Annotated in this window: 17 protein-coding genes and 1 pseudogene; 8 read left to right on the top strand and 10 right to left on the bottom strand. The window is 68.9% G+C overall.

Annotation, left to right across the window (positions count from 1 at the left end; genetic code table 11):
• Positions 1-28: 28 nt before the first annotated feature.
• Positions 29-595, top strand: coding sequence for a dCTP deaminase (gene dcd / locus Tther_RS06375; RefSeq protein WP_143902065.1), 567 nt, complete (start codon positions 29-31; stop codon positions 593-595).
• Between the two features lie 55 nt (positions 596-650).
• Here the strand turns inward: dcd and Tther_RS06380 are convergent, their stop codons facing one another.
• The 5 genes and pseudogenes from Tther_RS06380 to Tther_RS06395 form a co-directional block, all read right to left on the bottom strand.
• Positions 651-1,112, bottom strand: a complete 462-nt coding sequence (locus Tther_RS06380; protein WP_342781761.1) for a DMT family transporter — start codon at positions 1,110-1,112, stop codon at positions 651-653.
• A gap of 30 nt (positions 1,113-1,142) precedes the next feature.
• A pseudogene (locus Tther_RS13690) lies at positions 1,143-1,544 on the bottom strand (EamA family transporter); the annotation flags it as partial.
• Between the two features lie 12 nt (positions 1,545-1,556).
• On the bottom strand, positions 1,557-2,369 hold the full coding sequence (locus Tther_RS06385) for a thymidylate synthase (protein WP_143902067.1): 813 nt from the start codon (positions 2,367-2,369) through the stop codon (positions 1,557-1,559).
• A 24-nt stretch (positions 2,370-2,393) separates the two neighbouring features.
• Positions 2,394-3,815: an FAD-binding oxidoreductase gene (locus Tther_RS06390; RefSeq protein ID WP_143902069.1), complete on the bottom strand. Its 1,422-nt coding sequence runs from the start codon at positions 3,813-3,815 to the stop codon at positions 2,394-2,396.
• A complete protein-coding gene (locus Tther_RS06395; RefSeq protein WP_143902071.1) occupies positions 3,805-4,266 on the bottom strand; it encodes a DUF2069 domain-containing protein in 462 nt (153 codons plus the stop codon). Before Tther_RS06395 ends, Tther_RS06390 begins: the two co-directional genes overlap by 11 nt.
• A gap of 19 nt (positions 4,267-4,285) precedes the next feature.
• On the opposite strand from Tther_RS06395, the gene Tther_RS06400 reads away from it, so the two are divergent.
• Positions 4,286-5,578, top strand: coding sequence for a YihY family inner membrane protein (locus Tther_RS06400; RefSeq protein WP_143902073.1), 1,293 nt, complete (start codon positions 4,286-4,288; stop codon positions 5,576-5,578).
• Here the strand turns inward: Tther_RS06400 and Tther_RS06405 are convergent.
• Genes Tther_RS06405 through Tther_RS06415 form a run of 3 tightly spaced genes read right to left on the bottom strand, consistent with a single transcriptional unit; the run spans position 5,565 to position 9,088 of the window.
• A complete protein-coding gene (locus Tther_RS06405) occupies positions 5,565-6,890 on the bottom strand; it encodes a cytochrome P450 (protein WP_143902075.1) in 1,326 nt (441 codons plus the stop codon). The two genes, Tther_RS06400 and Tther_RS06405, sit on opposite strands and share 14 nt — an antisense overlap.
• Positions 6,891-6,916: 26 nt before the next feature.
• Positions 6,917-7,759 carry an alpha/beta fold hydrolase gene (locus Tther_RS06410; RefSeq protein ID WP_143902077.1) on the bottom strand — a complete coding sequence of 281 codons (843 nt, stop codon included), beginning with the start codon at positions 7,757-7,759 and terminating at the stop codon, positions 6,917-6,919.
• A gap of 18 nt (positions 7,760-7,777) precedes the next feature.
• Positions 7,778-9,088 (bottom strand): O-acetylhomoserine aminocarboxypropyltransferase, encoded by a 1,311-nt coding sequence (locus tag Tther_RS06415; protein WP_143902078.1) that lies wholly within the window; start codon positions 9,086-9,088, stop codon positions 7,778-7,780.
• An 80-nt stretch (positions 9,089-9,168) separates the two neighbouring features.
• On the opposite strand from Tther_RS06415, the gene Tther_RS06420 reads away from it, so the two are divergent.
• Genes Tther_RS06420 through Tther_RS06435 form a run of 4 tightly spaced genes read left to right on the top strand, consistent with a single transcriptional unit; the run spans position 9,169 to position 13,621 of the window.
• Complete coding sequence (locus Tther_RS06420; protein WP_143902080.1) at positions 9,169-9,657, top strand: CBS domain-containing protein; 489 nt, start codon at positions 9,169-9,171, stop codon at positions 9,655-9,657.
• A gap of 6 nt (positions 9,658-9,663) precedes the next feature.
• The gene (locus tag Tther_RS06425) at positions 9,664-11,313 is read left to right on the top strand and encodes a Na/Pi cotransporter family protein (RefSeq protein ID WP_143902083.1); all 1,650 of its coding nucleotides are present in this window, start codon (positions 9,664-9,666) and stop codon (positions 11,311-11,313) included.
• Positions 11,314-11,321: 8 nt separating this feature from the next.
• The gene (gene aroC, locus Tther_RS06430; RefSeq protein WP_143902085.1) at positions 11,322-12,437 is read left to right on the top strand and encodes a chorismate synthase; all 1,116 of its coding nucleotides are present in this window, start codon (positions 11,322-11,324) and stop codon (positions 12,435-12,437) included.
• Positions 12,434-13,621 (top strand): MFS transporter, encoded by a 1,188-nt coding sequence (locus Tther_RS06435; protein WP_143902087.1) that lies wholly within the window; start codon positions 12,434-12,436, stop codon positions 13,619-13,621. The genes aroC and Tther_RS06435 overlap by 4 nt, the downstream gene beginning before the upstream one ends.
• 17 nt (positions 13,622-13,638) lie before the next feature.
• On the opposite strand, the gene Tther_RS06440 is transcribed toward Tther_RS06435, so the two are convergent.
• Complete coding sequence (locus Tther_RS06440; protein WP_143902089.1) at positions 13,639-14,238, bottom strand: NnrU family protein; 600 nt, start codon at positions 14,236-14,238, stop codon at positions 13,639-13,641.
• 207 nt (positions 14,239-14,445) lie between these two features.
• Between Tther_RS06440 and katG the strand changes: the two genes are divergently transcribed.
• Positions 14,446-16,626, top strand: a complete 2,181-nt coding sequence (katG, locus tag Tther_RS06445) for a catalase/peroxidase HPI (protein WP_143902091.1) — start codon at positions 14,446-14,448, stop codon at positions 16,624-16,626.
• Positions 16,627-16,861: 235 nt separating this feature from the next.
• Positions 16,862-17,077 (top strand): hypothetical protein, encoded by a 216-nt coding sequence (locus Tther_RS13265; protein WP_185975024.1) that lies wholly within the window; start codon positions 16,862-16,864, stop codon positions 17,075-17,077.
• Between the two features lie 225 nt (positions 17,078-17,302).
• On the opposite strand, the gene Tther_RS06455 is transcribed toward Tther_RS13265, so the two are convergent.
• A complete protein-coding gene (locus Tther_RS06455; protein ID WP_143902093.1) occupies positions 17,303-18,097 on the bottom strand; it encodes an alpha/beta hydrolase family protein in 795 nt (264 codons plus the stop codon).
• Between the last annotated feature and the right edge of the window lie 140 nt (positions 18,098-18,237).

Here is an 18,237-nt window from a genome sequence, read left to right on the forward strand (position 1 = left end):
GCGCCGATCATCCGCAGCGTCCCGCACCATGACCATCAAAAGCGACAAGTGGATCCGCCGCATGGCGGAGCAGTACGGCATGATCGAGCCGTTCGAGCCGCGTCAGATCCGCGCGGTCGAAGGCCGCAAGGTGATCAGCTACGGCACCAGCAGCTACGGCTACGACATTCGCTGTGCCCCGGAATTCAAGGTCTTTACCAACATCCACAGCACGGTGGTGGACCCCAAGGCCTTCGACGAAAAGAGCTTCGTCGATTTCCATGGCGACCACTGCATCATCCCGCCCAACAGCTTTGCGCTGGCGCGCACGGTGGAGTACTTTCGCATCCCGCGCAATGTGCTGACCATCTGCCTGGGCAAGAGCACCTACGCCCGCTGCGGCATCATCGTCAACGTCACACCCTTCGAGCCCGAGTGGGAAGGTTATGTGACACTGGAGTTTTCCAACACCACGCCGCTGCCGGCCAAGATCTACGCCGGCGAGGGCTGCGCGCAGGTGCTGTTCTTCGAGAGTGACGAGGTGTGCGAGGTGTCGTACCGCGACCGTGGTGGCAAATACCAAGGGCAACGCGGTGTGACCTTGCCGCGCGCCTGACGGGTGGCGGTTTCGGCGCACTCGGGGGCAGGGCTGCCGGACCGGCTGGTCGCGCTCAGCGCTTGAGCAGCCCGCGCCACACCGCTGGCGGCACCAGCACGGCGGCGATGGCCGCCATCACGCACACCACGGCCACGCCGTCGGTCCAGCGCGGCCATTCGCCGGCGATCACCGTGGCGCTGGCGGTGCCGATGAGCGGCACCATCATCACGCTCATCGCGCTGGTGGCGGGCGGCAGGTGCCGCGCCAGCGAAAACCAAATGATCTGCGCAAAGCCGTAATTGAACAACACGCCATAGGCGAGCAGGCCCCACATGCGCGCGCTGAAGCGCCAGTGCGGCCAGGGCTCGAACGCCAGCGCCAACACCCACAGCGTGGCGGCGGTCAGCAGCATCATCCAGACGGTCAACGCCTCCACCGGCAGCGTCAAGTGGGCGCGGCGCATCATCAGCGTGCCGATGGCCCAGCTCAGCGCCGCCCCCAGCATCACCGCCACGCCCACGGGGCGGCCGGCCATGGCGGCCAGCTCGTCGGCCAGCAGCAGCGCCACGGCGCCCGCAACCGCCAGTGCCGCCACGGCGGAGCGGCGTGTCAGCGGTTGGCCAAAAAACAGCGCGCCCAGCAGCACCGTCCACACCGGCATGGTAAAGCCCAGTATCGCCGCGCGCCCCGACGCCAGCGCCGCCACCCCGAAGATGGCCAGCGTGTGCCAGCCGAGCATGTTGGGCACCGCCAGGGTCACGATGCTGCGTCATTCGCGCCCGGTCGGCCGCAGCCGCACGCCGCGCCAGCGGTAAAAGGCCAGCAGCCACAGCGCGCCACCGGTCATCGTCAGGGCGCGAAAGAACAGGGGCGAGAGCTCCTGCAGCGACAGCTTCATCACCGGCCAGTTGACGCCCCACATCAGGGTCAGCGCCACCAGGCCCAGTGTCTGGGCGCGGTTGAGCATGGCGGTGCCCGTTCAGACCGCCACCGGCGCCTTGATGGCCGGGTGGTGCTGGTAGTCGACGAAGGCAAAGTCGTCGAATGCGTACTCGAACAGCGAAGGGGGGCGGCGCTGGATGCGCAGCTCCGGATAGGGGTAGGGCGTGCGGCTGAGCTGCAGCTGCACCTGCTCCAGGTGGTTGAGGTAGATGTGGCAGTCGCCGCCGGTCCAGATGAAATCGCCCACCCCCAGGTCGCATTGCTGCGCGATCATGTGCGTCAGCAGTGCGTAGCTGGCGATGTTGAACGGCACGCCCAAAAAAACGTCGGCGCTGCGCTGGTAGAGCTGGCACGAGAGCTTGCCATCGGCGACGTAGAACTGGAACAGGGCGTGGCAGGGCGCCAGGGCCATGTGGGGCAGGTCGGCCACGTTCCAGGCGCTGACGATGATGCGGCGCGAGTCCGGGTTGGTGCGCAGCGTGTGCAGCACCTCACGGATCTGGTCGATGTGGCCGCCATCGGGGGTGGGCCAGCTGCGCCACTGCACGCCGTAGATCGGCCCCAGGTCGCCGTCCTCCCGCGCCCATTCGTCCCAGATGGTCACGCCGCGCTCTTGCAGCCAGCGGACGTTGCGCTCGCCGCGCAAAAACCACAGCAACTCGTAGACGATGGATTTGATGTGCAGCTTCTTGGTCGTGACGAGCGGAAACCCTTCCGACAGGTCGAAACGCATTTGGTAGCCGAACACGCTGCGCGTGCCCACGCCGGTGCGGTCGTGTTTGAGCGTGCCGTGCTCGAACACGTGGCGCATGAAGTCCTCGTACTGGTGGCGGATCGGGCGCGCATTCATAGCGCCGATTATCGCCGGCTGCGCTCACGCCAGCAGCCGTCCGGGGTTGAAGCGTCCGTGCGGGTCCAGCGCCTGTTTGATCGAGCGCATCAGCGCCAGCGCCACCGGATCTTTGTAGCGCGGCAGGAGGGCGGCTTTGAGGCCGCCGATGCCGTGCTCGGCGCTGATCGAGCCGCCGTGCCGCTGCACATGGTCGTACACCAGCGCGTTGATGCGCGCCTCGTGCGCACGCAAAAAGGCGGCCGCGTCGGCGCCATCGGGGCATTGCACGTTGAAATGCAAATTGCCGTCCCCCAGGTGGCCGAAATTGACCAGCCGCGCGCCGGGCACCGTCTGCGCCAAGGCGGCTTCGGCCTGGGCGCAGAAGGCGGGGATGCGCGACACCGGCACGCTGATGTCGTGCTTGACGTTGAGGCCCTCCTCGGCCTGTGCCAGCGGGATGCTCTCGCGGATGTGCCACAACGTGCGCGCCTGCGCCAGGTTGGCGGCCACCACGGCATCCGCTGCGCAGCCGTTTTGCAGCGCGTCGCCCAGCAGCGCTTCCAGCCGTGCGCGTGCGTGCGCTTCGCCTTCGTCGTCGCTGAGTTCGAGCAGCACCGCGTACGGCGCGGCGTCGGCCAGGGGCACGCTCAGCTGCGGAAAATGCCGCTGCACCAGTTGCAGCGCCAGGCGGTTCATGGCTTCGAAGCCGGTCAACCCCGGGCCCAAGCGCCGCTGCGCCAGTCCGAGCAGCGCCACCGCCGCGTCCAGGCTGGGGACCGCAGCCCAGGCCGTCAGTTGCGCAGCAGGCTGCGGCACCAGCTTGAGCACGGCCGCGGTGATGATGCCCAGCGTCCCTTCGCTGCCGATGAACAGGTGGCGCAGGTCGTAGCCGGTGTTGTCCTTGCGCAGCCCACCCAGGCCGTCCCAGACGCGGCCGTCGGCGGTGACCACCTCCAGCCCCAGACACAGGTCGCGCGCGTTGCCAAACCGCAGCACCTGCGTGCCGCCAGCGTTGGTGGCCAGGTTGCCGCCGATGGTGCAACTGCCCTCGGCAGCCAGGCTCAGCGGCAGCCACAGCCCAGCTTCGGCCGCCGCCTGCTGCGCGGTTTGCAGGATGCAGCCGGCTTCCACCGTCAGCGTCAGGTTGGCGGCATCGAGGGCGCGGATGCGCTGCAGCCGCGTGGTGCTCAACACCACCTGCGTGCCGCTGCCATCGGGCACACCGCCCAACACCAGCCCGGTGTTGCCGCCCTGCGGCACGATCGCCACGCCGTGCTGGCCGCACAGGCGTACCACCGCGGCCACCTCGGCGGTGCTGGCGGGGCGCACCACGGCCAGCGCGCGGCCACGGTGGCGCCGGCGCCAGTCCTGCTCCCAGGGGGTGAGGTCGGTATCGCCCGCGGTCAACACGTGCGCCGCACCCACGGCGGCGCGCAGGTCGTTCAACAGGGCGTCATGGGCCATCGTTCCCCTCCGCTTGCGCCGGGCCCTCCGTTGGCAGGGTGCCGGCCCGGCGCGCTGCGCGCAGGCGCAGCCGCACGTGCGCCGCGCTGGCCGCAAACAGCCCCACGCACAGCGCGACCTGGCCCCACGCCAAGGCGACCGACAGGCCCTGTTCGCTGGTGGCGCGCACCATGCCTTCGGTAAAGTAGAGCCACACCAGCAGGCTCAGCCAGCGGTAGGTGTACATGCGGTGGCGCAACAGGCCGGGCAACGGCAGCGTCAGCGGCAGGACCTTGAGCGCCCACCACGAGCCGCCGGGCCGCAGCGGCGCCAGCCACAGCTCCCACGCCAGCCCCAGCACGATCAGCCCCAGCAGGCAGGCCACCGCCACGGCGCGCGTCCAGCGCGCCTGCGCCAGGGCCGCGGGGTCGGCGTGCACCGCGGGCGTGGGGGAGGGAAGAGCGTCGGCCATGGGCTGGCATGATAGCGGGATGCGCACACCCGATACGCCCCCGCGTCCCGTGCCCGACCCGGCCCGCGCCGCCGAGCCGCGCCCGTGGTGGCAGCAGGCGTGGCAGGGGGCGCGCGGGTTTCCGTGGCGCACCACCTGGCACGTGCTGCGCGAGCGTTTTGCGCAGGATCGGCTGGCCGTGGCCGCGGGCAGCCTGACGTTTACCACCACGATCTCGCTGGTGCCCTTGCTGACCGTGGCGCTGGCGGTGTTTTCGGCATTTCCGGCGTTTGCGCGGCTGGAGCAGCGCCTGCAGCGCTGGATGGTGGAGGCGCTGGTGCCCGACCACATCGCCCGCCAGGTGTCGAACTACCTGTGGCAGTTTTCCGCCAAAGCGGCGCAGATTGGCTGGAGCGGGGCCGTGTTGCTGCTGGTGACGGCGCTGGCGCTGGTGCTGACCATCGACCGCCAGCTCAACGACATATGGCGCGTGCGGCGTTTGCGCCCGCTGGCGCAGCGCGTGCTGGTGTATTGGGCGCTGCTGACGCTGGGGCCGGTGGTCATCGCGGCGGCGCTGGGCGCCAGTTCCTACGCGCTGTCGGCGTCGCGCGGGTGGTTGCCGGCGGTGCACGAGGGGGTGCGTCTGGTGTTGGACGTGGTGGGGCTGGCTGCCGTGGTGGGTGGCATGACGGCGCTCTACCGCTTCGTGCCCAACGCCGAGGTGCAGACCCGCCACGCCCTGTTGGGGGCCGTGTTTGCCACCGCGGCGCTGGAGCTGGCGCAGGCCGCGCTGGGCTGGTACTTGCGCACGGTGCCGACCTACTCCGCCGTCTACGGGGCGTTCGCGACGCTGCCCATCCTGCTCATTTGGCTGTACCTGGTGTGGCTGATCGTGCTGCTGGGTGCCGTGATCGTCGCCTATTTGCCGGTGCTGCTCGCGGGCGTGGCGCGGCGTGGCGACACCCCGGGGTGGGGGTTCCAGCTGGCGCTGGAGCTGTTGGCCGAATTGCAGACCAGCCGGCAGCCACCCGCGCCGGGGCTGTCTGCGCACGCGCTGGCGCAGCGGCTGCGCGTGGATCCGCTGCAGGTGGAGCAGACGCTGAGTGCGCTGCAGGCGTTGGGTTGGGTGGGGCGGCTCAGCGATGGCGAGGGCCGCTGGGTGCTGCTGGTCGATCTGCACCAGCGCCGGCTCGCGGAGCTGGCGCGCGTGCTGTGGCTGGCCCAGGACGAGGCCACCGCTGGCGTCTGGCGCGCGCTGCCGCTGGAGGCCACCTCGGTGGCGGCGGTGCTGCCGCGGCCGCACGCGCATCTGCCCTCGGTCACGCCGCCGTGACGAACGGCGCGCGCAAAAAGCCCCGAAAGCGCGCCCGCCCGCCGCGCACGGGCGGCTCGCTCAGCGCATAGCGCGGAAAGCGCGCCAGGAAGCGCCCGATGGCGATGCGGCCCTCCAGCCTCGCCAGGCTCAGCCCCGCGCACTGGTGCACGCCAAACCCAAAGGCCAGGTGGCGGTTGTCGGTGCGGCTCAGGTCCAGCCGCTCGGGGTCGGCAAACACGGCTGGATCGCGGTTGGCCGCACCGATGCACAGTGTCACCAGGGCACCGGCCGGCAGCCGCACGCCGCCGATCTCGGCCTCGCGCAGCGCGCGCCGGTTGCCCAGTTGGTTGGAGGACTCGAAGCGCAAAAACTCGTCCACCGCCGCGCTCAGGATGGCCTCCTGCCGCTCGCGGTCGTCGCGCGCCTCGTGCAGGCGCTGCAGCAGCCGGGCCTTCTCCTGCGGCCACTCGTGCAGGCACACCAGCGCGTTGCCGATCAGGTTGGTGGTCGTCTCGTGCCCGGCGTTGAGCAAGAAGATGCAGTTGTGCAACAGCTCGGTCTCGGTCAGGCGCTCGCCGTCGCCTTCGCCCTGAATCAGCCGCGTGAGCACGTCGCGCTGCGGGTCCAGCGGGTGGCGGCGCCGCTCGGCCACCAGCCCACGCAGGTAGTCCAGCATTTCGCGCACGGCGCGCTCGCCCGCTTGCTGCTGCGCCGGGGTCAGCACCGGCTCCAGCGCGCCCAGGATGGCCAGCGACCAGCCGCGCAGCGGGCCGCGCTCATCGTGCGGCACGCCCAGCAGGTTGCCGATGATCTCCACCGGGATGGCAGCGGCAAAGTCTTCGATCAGGTCGCCCGACCCGCGCGCCTCGATGGCATCGAGCAGGCCATCGACCAGTGCGATCAACCCGGGCTCCAGGTCGGCGATGGCGCGCCGCGTCAGCGCACCCATGATCAGCTTGCGCACGCGCGTGTGCAGCGGCGGGTCGTTGAACACCAGGCTGGTGGTGTGGTGCTCGTACAGCGGCGAGTCGGTGCCGTATTTGGGGGCAAATTCGACGTGCTTGTCCGAGCTGAAGGTGGCCGCGTCGCGGTAGACCGCCACCAGATCGGCGTGGCGGGTGAGGAACCACGTGCCGTCGGGCATGGCGCGCACGGGGTCGCGCTCGCGCAGCACGGCATAGACCGGGTAGGGGTTGGCCAAAAACGCGGGTGGCAGGCGCCGCAGGTCGAAGTCCGCCGCGATCGCCGCCGCGCGCTCGGGCGGCAGGGGCGGGGTGATGTCCGCCGCCGTCACCGTGGCCCGCTGGGTGGGGTGGTTCGCTTGCGTCATCGTCGCGTTGCGGTACCGTACGGGGATCAAACCGCGCCGGCGGTGGCCGTGAGCGGGCGCAAAAAGGCGTGCAGGGCGTCGAGCACGCCGTCGGGGGCTTCGGTCATGAGCGCATGGCCCGCGGCGAGCCGCACCACCTCGACCGGCACGCCAGCGGCGCGCGCGCCGTCGATGAGCGGCTGCGCCGCCTTGGGCGGCGTCATTTGGTCGCGTGTGCCCAGGATGAACTGCACCGGGCAGCGCAACGCGCGCGCCGCCGTTTCGCCGCCCTGGTAGCGGTCGCAGGCGACGAAACCGCGATGAAACACATTGACATGCGGGTTGCTTGCCAGCACCCGCTGCATCAAGGCGCGCGATCCCCCGTAGAGCCAGGTGCCGGGCCCCAGGGCCGATGGCGGTGGGGCCAGCGTGGAATGGCTAAAGACGTTGACCATCTCGATGGCCTTCTCGGGCGTGTTCAGCGAAGAGTCCAGCAGGGCGGGCGAGACGCGCATCGGGTAGGCGGTGCCGACCAGCGACAAGCGGGCCACGCGCTCGGGCGCGTCGGCGGCGGCCTGCAAGGCGATCAGCGAGCCAAAGCTGTGGCCCACGAGCGCGGCGCGCTCGATGCCCAGCGCCTGGAGCAGGCCGAGCACCGCGCGCGCGCCGTCCTGGACACTGGCGGGGGCGTCGCCCCCGCTTCTGCCGTGCCCCGGCAGGTCGATGGCCAGCACGTTGAAGCCGTGGTGCGCCAGGTAGCGTGTCTGCAAAATCCACACGCTGTGGTCGTTGAGCACCCCGTGGATGAACACCACGCTCGGGCGGGCGGGGTCGAAGGGCCGGCCCCCGGTGTAGGCGTAGAGCGCAGCGCCGTGGACGTCGATGAGCATGGTCAGGGTCCTCCCGGGTCAGGCGGCTTTTTCCGCGGCTTTGAGAGCGCGCTTGAGGTCGTCGATCAGATCGTCCGGGTCCTCCAGCCCGATCGACAGGCGTATCGTCCCGGGCCCGATGCCGGCGGCGGCCAGCGCCTCGTCGCTCATGCGGAAGTGCGTCGTGCTGGCGGGGTGGATGACCAGGCTGCGGCAGTCGCCCACGTTGGCCAGGTGGCTAAACAGCCGCAGCGCCTCGATGAAGGCGCGGCCCTGCGCACGGCTGCCCTTGAGGTCGAAGCTGAAGACGCTGCCCGCCCCGCGCGGCAGCAGCCGCTGGGCCAGCGCGTGGCTGGGATGGTCCGGCAGCAGCGGATGGCCCACGCGCGCCACCATCGGGTGGGCGGCCAGGAATGCCACCACCCGTTCGGTGTTGGCCATGTGGCGCGCCATGCGCAGCGGCAGCGTTTCGATGCCCTGCAGGATCAACCAGGCCGTGTGCGGGCTCATGCAGGCGCCAAAGTCGCGCAGCCCCTCGCGGCGCGCGCGCAGGGTAAAGGCGCCGACGGTGGACTCCTCGCTGAACACCATGCCGTGAAAGCCCTCGTAGGGCTCGGTGAGTTCGGCAAACCGCCCATCGCGCGCGTGCGCGGCCTCCCAGTCGAAGCGGCCACCATCGACCACCACGCCACCGATGACAGTACCGTGCCCGCTGAGGAATTTGGTGGCCGAGTGGTAGACGAGATCCGCCCCCAGGGACAGCGGCTGGATCAGCCAGGGCGTGGTCAGCGTCGAGTCCACCAGCAGCGGCACGCCCGCGGCGTGGGCGATGTCGGCCACGGCAGGGATGTCCAGCACGTCCAGCCCCGGGTTGCCGACCGTCTCGCCGAAGAACAGGCGGGTGTTGGGCCGCACCGCGGCGCGCCAGGCATCCAGGTCGCCCGGCGCCACGAAGGTGGTCTCGATGCCAAAGCGGCGCAGCGTGTGGTGCAGCAGGTTGTGGCTGCCGCCGTAGAGCGCGCTGGAGGCGACGATGTGGCCACCGGCGCCCATGAGCGTGGCGATGGCCAGGTGCAGCGCGGCCTGCCCGCTGGCGGTGGCGATACCGGCGATGCCCCCTTCCAGCGCGGCGACGCGCTGCTCCAGCACCGCGTTGGTGGGGTTGCTGATGCGGCTGTAGACGTGCCCCGCGCGCTCGAGGTTGAACAGCGCGGCGGCTTGGTCGGTCGATTCGAAGACGAACGACGTGCTCAAGTGGATCGGCACGGCGCGCGCGCCGGTGGCGGGGTCCGGGGCGGCGCCGGCGTGCAGCGCCAGGGTGTCGAAGCCAGGATCGGCGTAACCGGGCATGGTGTCTCCTCGTGTTGTGATCTATATTAGCTCGCACGGCGCATCAGACGCCGCGCCTTCGAGACAACAGGAGCCCCACCATGAAAGTCCGTGACATTTTGCGTGTCAAAGGCGGCACGCTCTATACGGTATCGCCCGATGAGCCGTTGGCCCGCGCGGTCGAGACGATGGCGCAATACGACATCGGTTCGCTCGCGGTCATGGAGCACGGCCAGCTCGTTGGCATGCTCACCTTTCGCGAGGTGATCGACTCCATTGCCCGCAACGGCGGCACGGTGGGCAATGTCACGGTGCGCAGCATCATGGACGACCACCCGATGACCTGCACCCCCGAGACCGAGCTCGACCAGGTGCGCCCCATGATGCTCGAGCGTCACACGCGCTACATGCCGGTCATGGACGGGGGCATGCTCATGGGGGTGATCAGCTTCTACGACGTGGCCAGGGCGGTGGTGGAGATGCAAAGCTTCGAGAACCAGATGCTCAAAGCCTACATCCGCGACTGGCCGCAGGAGGATGCGGCCCCGACGGGGTCCGAGACCCCGGGGTCGCAACCCACCGCGCACTGATCCACGGTGGACGCCGAGGCCCTGGGCCTGCTCGCCGGCTTGCTCGGCGGCGTGGGCCTGTTCCTGCTGGGCATGGAGCTCATGACGGACGGCCTGCGCCTGGCGGCGGGGCCGTCGCTGGAGCGCTTGCTGGCCGCGTCCACGGCCACGCGCTGGCGCGGGCTGCTGGCCGGCGTGTTGGTCACGGCCCTGGTGCAATCCTCCAGCGCCGTGACGGTGGCCACGATCGGCTTCGTCAACGCCGGGCTGTTGACGCTCGGCGGCGCGTTGTGGGTGTTGTTTGGCGCCAACGTCGGCACCACCATGACCGGGTGGATCGTGGCGGTGCTGGGCTTTGGCGTCAAGATCGACGCGCTGGCGCTGCCACTCGTAGGGCTGGGCGTGGGGCTGCGTCTGACGGGCGCGGGGTCGCGCCGCGCCGCCTTGGGTACGGCCCTGGCGGGCTTCGGGCTGCTGTTTTTCGGCATCGAGGTGCTCAAAGACGCCTTCGGCGGCGTGGCCCAGCGCATTGAGCTGCCCGCCGGCACCGGGTGGACGGCGGTGTTGGCGCAGCTGCTCATCGGGTTGGTGCTGACCATCCTCATGCAAAGTTCCAGCGCCTCACTGACCGTGACGCTGAGCGCGGCGCAGGCCGGGCTGATCGGCGCGCAGGGGGCGGCGGCGGTGGTCATCGGCGCCAACATCGGCACCACGGTCACGGCCGTCATCGCGGCCTTGGGGGCCACGGCCAACGCGCGCCGCGCCGCCAGCGCCCATGTGCTGTTCAACGTGCTCACCGGTCTGGTGGCGCTGGCGCTGCTGCCGTGGTTGGTGGATGCGCTGTTGCGCCTCAAGCAGGCGCTGGGCATGCCAGCGGCCCCGGCGCTGACGGTGGCGCTGTTTCATACCGTGTTCAACGTGTTGGGGGTGCTGCTGATGTGGCCGCTGGGTGACCGGCTGGCGGCGTGGCTGCAGCAGCAATTTCGCGCCGCCGAAGAGGACGAGGCCCGGCCCCGCTACCTCGACCCCACGGTGTTGAGCGTGCCGGTGCTGGCGCTCGACGCGCTGCGCCGCGAGCTGGTGCGCTTGCGCATGCTGGCGGCGCGCTCCCTGCGCACGGTGGTCGATCTGCCCGCTTGGGGGGTGACCGCGCAGGCGGATGAGGCACAGGCGCGCCAGCGCCTGGCCACGGCGCACGGGGTCGCGCATCGGCTGGCGCAAGCGGTGGGCGATTTCATCGTCCGTCTGCAGCGCGCCGAGATGAGCCGCGACAGCGCCGAGCACCTGCCCGACCTGATGCGCGCGGCGCGCTACGCCGAAGTGGCGGTGGAGCAGGCGCAGGAGGCGGCCGAGGCGCTGGCGCCCTGGTCGGCGCCCGAGCCGGGCTTGCCGCTGCTGGAGCTGGCGGCGCTGCGCCAGCGCGCGTTGGCGTTGTTGGTGCCGCTGGAGCAGGCGCCGGGGCTGGACGCGCAGGCGGTGGAGGCCGCGCTGGCCGAAGCCGAAGATGCCTACGCCGTGCTCAAAGCGGCGCTGCTGCGCTTGGGCGCCCAAGGGGCCGTGCCGCTGGCGACGATGGATGCCTGGCTGCGCGCCTGCAGCGAGCTGCGGCGCGGCCTGCAGCAAATCGCCAAAGCGCAGCGTCTGCTGGCGCCGTTGGCCCCGGCCCCTGCGGGATAATGCGGCGCATGAGCGGCAACACCCTGGGCACCCTGTTTCGCGTCACCAATTTCGGCGAGTCGCACGGACCGGCGATCGGCTGTGTCATCGACGGCTGTCCGCCCGGCTTGCCGCTGTCCGAAGCCGACATCCAACCCGATTTGGACCGGCGCCGCCCCGGCAGCAGCAAATTCGTCACCCAGCGGCAGGAGGCCGATCGGGTGCAAATCCTCAGCGGCGTGTACGAAGGCCGCACCACGGGCGCGCCGATTGCGCTGCTCATCGCCAACACCGACCAGCGCAGCAAGGACTACGGCGACATCGCGCAGACGTTTCGGCCTGGACATGCGGACTACACCTACTGGCACAAATACGGCATCCGCGACCCGCGCGGGGGCGGGCGCTCGTCGGCGCGGCTGACGGCGCCCACGGTGGCCGCCGGCGCCGTGGCGCGCAAGTGGCTGCGCGAACGCCACGGCACCACCGTGCGCGGCTGCTTGCTGCAGATCGGTACCGTAGCCGTCCCATTCGAGTCGTGGTCGCACGTGGCGTCCAACCCCTTCTTCGCCCCCGCGGCGGATGTGACAGCGCTGGAGGCGTACCTGAGCGACATTCGCAAGGCCGGCGACTCGGTGGGCGCCAAGGTGCGCGTCGTGGCGCACGGCGTGCCCGCGGGCTGGGGGGAGCCGATTTACGACCGGCTCGATGCTGACATCGCCCACGCGATGATGGGGCTCAACGCCGTCAAGGGGGTGGAGATTGGCGACGGCTTTGCCTGTGTGACCCAGCGCGGCAGCGAGCACGGTGACGGCATCACGCCGCAGGGCTTTTTGTCCAACCATGCCGGCGGTGTGTTGGGGGGCATCAGCACCGGGCAGGACATCGTGGTGACGCTGGCCATCAAGCCGACCAGCTCCATCCTGGTGCCGCGGCCGTCCATCGACACCGCCGGCGAGCCCACGGAGGTCGTCACCAAAGGCCGCCACGACCCCTGCGTGGGCATTCGCGCGGTGCCGATCGTGGAGGCGCTGCTGGCCATCGTGCTGATGGACCATGCGCTGCGCCACCGCGCCCAGTGCGCGGACGTGCAGGTCGTGCCCGGCCCCGTGGCAGGCGCAGCCCCCGGCGCGGTTTCCGGTTCATGACCGGTAGCGCGTCGGCCGACGCGCGGCGGGTGCGCGGGTTGTGGCCCTTTGCGGCCCTGTCGGCCGGGTATTTTGCGCACATCGGCTTCTTCAACCCCTACCTGCCGCTGTGGCTGCAAGCGCTGGGCTACAGCCTGTGGGCCATCGGGTTGTTGACGGCGCTGCAGTCGGCGACGCGGCTGTTTGCGCCCTACCTGTGGGGGTGGCTGAGCGACCGCAGCGGCGAGCCGGTGCGCTGGCTGCGCGTGTGTGCCGTGATGTCGCTGGTGCTGTCCCTGGGCCTGTGGTGGCAGCCCGTGCCGGTGTGGCTGCCGCTGGTGTTGCTGCTGTTGTTCACCCACACCAGCGCCATGATGCCGCTGTCCGAAACCGTGCTGGCCCACGCCGTGAGCGCGACCGGTGGGTTCGATGCGCGCCGTTACGGCCGCGTGCGCCTGTGGGGCTCGCTGGGTTTTTTGGTGACGGTGCTGGCAGCGGGGGCCTGGTTCGAGCGCCATGGGCTGGGGAGCTTTCCGTTCTGGGCCAATGCCACGCTGGTGCTGGTGGTGGCGGCCGTTTGGGCCATGCCGCGCTGGCGCGAGGCCCCACACCCCCACGGGGCGAGCGGGGTGCGGGTCTGGCCGGTGCTGCGGCAGCCCGTGGTGGCGTGGTTTTTCGTCGCGCTGTTCTGGCACGTGCTGGCGCACGTGTTCATCTACATTTTTTTCTCGCTCTACCTGGACCATCTGGGCTATGGCAAAGGCGTCATCGGCGCCTTGTGGGCCACGGCCGTGGTGGTGGAAATCGGGTGGTTTTTTACCCAAGGGCGGTGGCTGCCGCGGCTGGCGCTGGGGCAGTGGCTGGTGCTGGCGTCGGCATTGACGGTGGCGCGCATGGCGGCCACCGCTTGGGGCGCGGCCTGGCTGCCGGTGCTGGTGCTGGCGCAATGTGTCCATGCCATCGGTTTTGCTGCCCATCACTCGGTGTGCATCGCGCTGATCAACCGGCACTTCCCCGGCCGGCTGCGCGCGCGCGGGCAGGCGCTGTACTCGCTCGTGGGATACGGTTGCTCGGGGGTGGTGGCAGGCGCGCTGGGCGGTTGGATCAGCAGCCGCTGGGGGCTGCACGCCGTGTTCGTGGCGGCCATGCTGGCCGCAACCGGCGCCACGGCAGCCGCGGCCGTGGTGCGCCGGCTGGGCGATTGAATGCGGGCGCCGCCGGATCACCCAAACGGCCGCACGCCAATCAGCGCGGTATGGGCCCAGAATGCGAAGACGGCCCACGCCACCACCCCAACGACGACCGTGGCCACCGTGGCCGCGGTCGAGGGGGTGGTACGGTCTTCGGCATCCTCGTCATCGGTGCTTGATGTGGCGGCGGAGCGTTGCCGGGCAGCGCGGAAATCCAGCACCGCCCAGGCCAAAAAGCCGCCGAACAGCAGCACATCGGCCAGCGTGCCGTTGGCCAGCAGGTGCGCCAACGCCCACAGCTTGACGCCGAGCACCATCGGGTGCTGCCAGCGTTGTTTCAACGCATTGCCCGGGACGTATGCCGCCACCAGCAGCACGAAGGCCAGCAATGTCAACAGCGAGGCCGCGTGCCGCATGCCCAGTGGCGGGTTCCACAGCACCACCGGCGTTTGCCGCGCCAGCCCATAGCCCCAGACGATCAGCACGAGCCCCACGGCCGACAGCAGCGAGTAGAGCGCCTTCCAGGCACCCAGCCCGATGCGGTCGATGGTTTGTTGGCGCCAGTCGTCGGCGACGATGCGCACCGAGTGCACGCCCAGAAACAGGATCAACCCCAGCACCAGCCATTGCATCGTTGGCTCCTCAGGCGCGGTGCGCGCCCATGGCGCATGATAGCGGACGGGTCGGCACGGCGCTGGCCTGCGCTATGGGCGGCATAGGCAAATTTCACCCCCCTGGGGCGGCAATGGGTGCAGAATAGATGCGATCGGAAAAACGCAATCGATTTACGGAATCTATTGCTTGCCGATCGTCATCCCATACCGCGAAAGGAGTTCGCCATGCACACCCCAGACCGCACCGCCACCAGCGGTTGCCCGTTCCACCCCGGTTCTGCCGTGACCCAGCAGCCGCACCAGCAACCCACCGCCTGGTGGCCCAACGCGCTCAATCTCGACATCCTGCACCAGCACGACACCAAGACCAACCCGCTGCCGGGGTTGCGCTACCGCGAGGCGGTGCGCCAGCTCGACGTGGAGGGGCTCAAGGCCGACCTGCGCCGGCTCATGACCGACAGCCAGCCCTGGTGGCCGGCCGATTACGGCCACTACGGCGGCCTGTTCATCCGCATGGCCTGGCACGCGGCGGGGTCGTACCGGGTGGCCGATGGGCGCGGCGGGGCCAACACCGGCAACCAACGTTTTGCGCCGCTGAACTCCTGGCCCGACAACGCCAACCTGGACAAGGCACGCCGCCTGCTGTGGCCGATCAAGAAGAAGTACGGCAACCGCATCAGCTGGGCCGATCTGATGATCCTGGCCGGCAACGTGGCCTACGAATCGATGGGGTTGAAAACCTACGGCTTCGCGTTTGGGCGCGAGGACATCTGGCACCCCGAGAAGGATGTGTACTGGGGCGCCGAGACCGAGTGGCTGGCGCCCAGCGATGCGCGCTACGACGACGTCGAAAAGGCCGACACCCTGGCCAACCCGCTGGCCGCGGTGCAAATGGGGCTGATCTACGTCAACCCCGAAGGGGTCAACGGGCAGCCCGATCCGCTCAAGACCGCGCGCCACGTGCGCGAGACCTTTGCCCGCATGGGCATGGACGATGAAGAAACCGTGGCGTTGACCGCCGGTGGCCACACCGTGGGCAAGGCGCACGGCAACGGCAGCGCCGCCAACCTGGGCCCCGCGCCGGAAGCTGCGCCGATCGAGGAGCAGGGGCTGGGCTGGATGAACCACACGACGCGCGGCATCGGCCGCGACACCGTCACCAGCGGCATCGAGGGCGCCTGGACCCCCCATCCCACGCAGTGGGACAACGGTTATTTTGAGTTGCTGTTTGGCTACGAGTGGGAGCTGACCAAAAGCCCGGCGGGTGCTTGGCAATGGCAGCCGGTGGGCATACGGCCGGAGCACATGCCCCCGGACCCGGAAGATCCGTCGCGCCGCACGATGCCGATCATGACCGACGCCGACATGGCGCTGAAGATGGACCCGATCTACCGGCCCATTGCCGAGCGGTTCTGGAAAGACCATGCGGCGTTCTCGGCGGCGTTTGCGCGCGCTTGGTTCAAGCTCACGCACCGCGACATGGGGCCGCGCACGCGCTACATCGGGCCCGAGGCGCCCACCGAGGACCTGCTGTGGCAGGACCCGGTGCCGCCCGGCCCGACCGAGATCGACGTGGGGGCGATCAAAGCCCGCATCCGCGCCAGCGGCCTGACCGTGGGCGAGCTCGTGGCCACCGCCTGGGACAGCGCGCGCACCTTCCGCGGGTCGGACTTTCGCGGTGGTGCCAACGGCGCGCGCATCCGGCTCGATCCGCAACGCGGCTGGGAGGCCAACGAACCCGAGCGCCTGCAGCGCGTGCTGGCGGTGCTCGAGCCCATCGCCGCGCAGTACCGGGCCAGCGTCGCCGACGTCATCGTGCTAGGCGGCAATGTCGGCATCGAAATGGCGGCCGAGGCCGCGGGCTACCCGGTCGAGGTGCCGTTTGCCGCTGGGCGCGGGGACGCCACCCAGGCGTGGACGGACGTGGCCTCGTTCCGCTGGCTCGAGCCGGTGGCCGACGGTTTTCGCAACTACCTGCGTGCCGGCATCACCGCCGCACCGGAGGAGCTGCTGCTCGACCGCGCCCAGCTGCTGGGCCTGACGGCGGTCGAGATGACCGCCCTGGTCGGTGGCCTGCGCGTGCTTGGCGCCAACCACGGTGGCAGCCGCGACGGCGTGTTCACCCAACGCGTGGGCGTGCTGAGCAACGACTTTTGCGTCACGCTCACCGACATGGCGTACCGCTGGCAGCCTGTGGGGCGCAACCGCTACGAAATCGTCGAGCGCGCCAGCGGCGCTGTGCGCTACACCGCCACGCGGGTGGACCTGGTCTTTGGCTCCAACGCGATCTTGCGCGCCTACGCCGAGGTGTATGCCCAGGACGATGGCCGCGAGAAGTTCGTGCGCGACTTCGTGGCGGCCTGGGTCAAGGTGATGAACGCCGACCGCTACGACCTGCGCCCGTGATGCGTGGGTGATGCTGCTGACAAGCGCCCGCACCTTGGCGACCGGGCGTGCACGCCGTCCCCGGGCCATGTTCCCGCTAGAATGCTCGTCATGCTCCGGGGTGTCCACCGTGTGTGGGCTGAGACGGCCAGTGCCGAACCCGCGAACTTGATCCTGTTCATACCGGCGGAAGGAGAGCTGCCACCCGTGGTGCGGGGTGGTCCAAGCCCACCGGGCGCATCGGCGCCTGGGGGCGGTGGGCTATAACATCCGCTGGCTGCTGCGCATGATCGCCAAGAAGGGCGTGCGCTTTTTGGCAAAGGTTTTTTGCCTCATCGCTGCTGTGCGGCTGATTGCGCGGTGGCTTGCCCAGCAGGGGGGCAGCCAGGGTCAGCGGCGTCAAGCCAACCGTAGTGCGCCTGTGGGCGGCGTGAAAATTTTTCGGGGCGACTATCTGGCGCATGTTGAGTGACGGCACACAGCGGCAAGATTTCGGTGCCGCTCATTTCGAGCGCGCCGATGCTCAGAAAACCGCCCACCGACTCGTCCGCCGACTCCAGCAGCTCGACCTCAAGGTGCAGGTTGCTGCGGCTTGAGAAGGTGTGTTTCATCATAGATAACGTAGTGTCAACCGGCACGCGCTGCTCCTGCGCGCGTCTAGATTGAGCGCCTGGTTAGGACGCTGGCGTCCTGAGTATCAACGGTGCAAAAGTTCCGCGATTGCGTCAAAAACTTCTGCCGATCTTAGCGCACTATTGTGCGTCGCCTCGGCAACGGCCTGAAAGGTGGCGTTGATTCCGCGCGACTTGAGTAGGTCGACATAAGTACTCGCAAGGTTTGGTGACGTGTTGTCATCCTTTGTACCAGTCAAAGCGATGACTCTTGTTGATGCGCTTATTTTGTTAACCCACTGAGTTGGGTTTTCACTTCTAACCCACGGGCGTCGGCCAATACGCCAGCTGACGAGGTCGCAAGGGCAAGATACCAGAACAGCAGCATCAGCTAAGTTCGGTTTCATGCCGAGAATTACTGCCGCAGTTGCCGCCCCACCCGAGTGGCCAACAATTATTACGGACTTCGGTTGGTACTTCAGTCGAAGTTTCTCGATTACAGCAGCGACCTCCGAAATGTTTTCCGGCGTGTAGTGATCAGAACGGCCACCGTGAAGGAAGCTAACTGTGGATGAGGCTCCACTTCCATCCGGGTAGCCCGGCCGAACGAGAGCCACAGACATGACACTGCTGGCGGAGAAATCCTCTGCTGTCTTTTCCGCGAGGCGGAAGTGGTAATTAGCCGGGCCTCCGGAGGATACATCGCCATGAATCCAGACAACCATCGCCGCGGGCTCGGTGGGGCCATACCGCCTTATTAACAGGCACTGCGATACACCGGTAACCTTAGTTTCAAAGTCTTCCGTTTCGCAGGGTTCAGCGTAAGCACTTTGGACAGTTAGGAAAACGAACAATGCCGTAAAAAAATATTTTTTGCCCATAGATAGGTCCTAAGGAAACACTGATTTATTCCCCTCCCGCCCCCTGCGCGGGAAGCCTGAGCGCCGCAGGATGTGGAACAATCCCTGGTACGGCTTGGGGGCAGTAGCAGCGATGATGCAGACCAGCTTTTCCGACTACG

This window comes from Tepidimonas thermarum (genome assembly GCF_007556705.1).
In the GTDB taxonomy this organism is placed as follows: domain Bacteria; phylum Pseudomonadota; class Gammaproteobacteria; order Burkholderiales; family Burkholderiaceae_C; genus Tepidimonas; species Tepidimonas thermarum.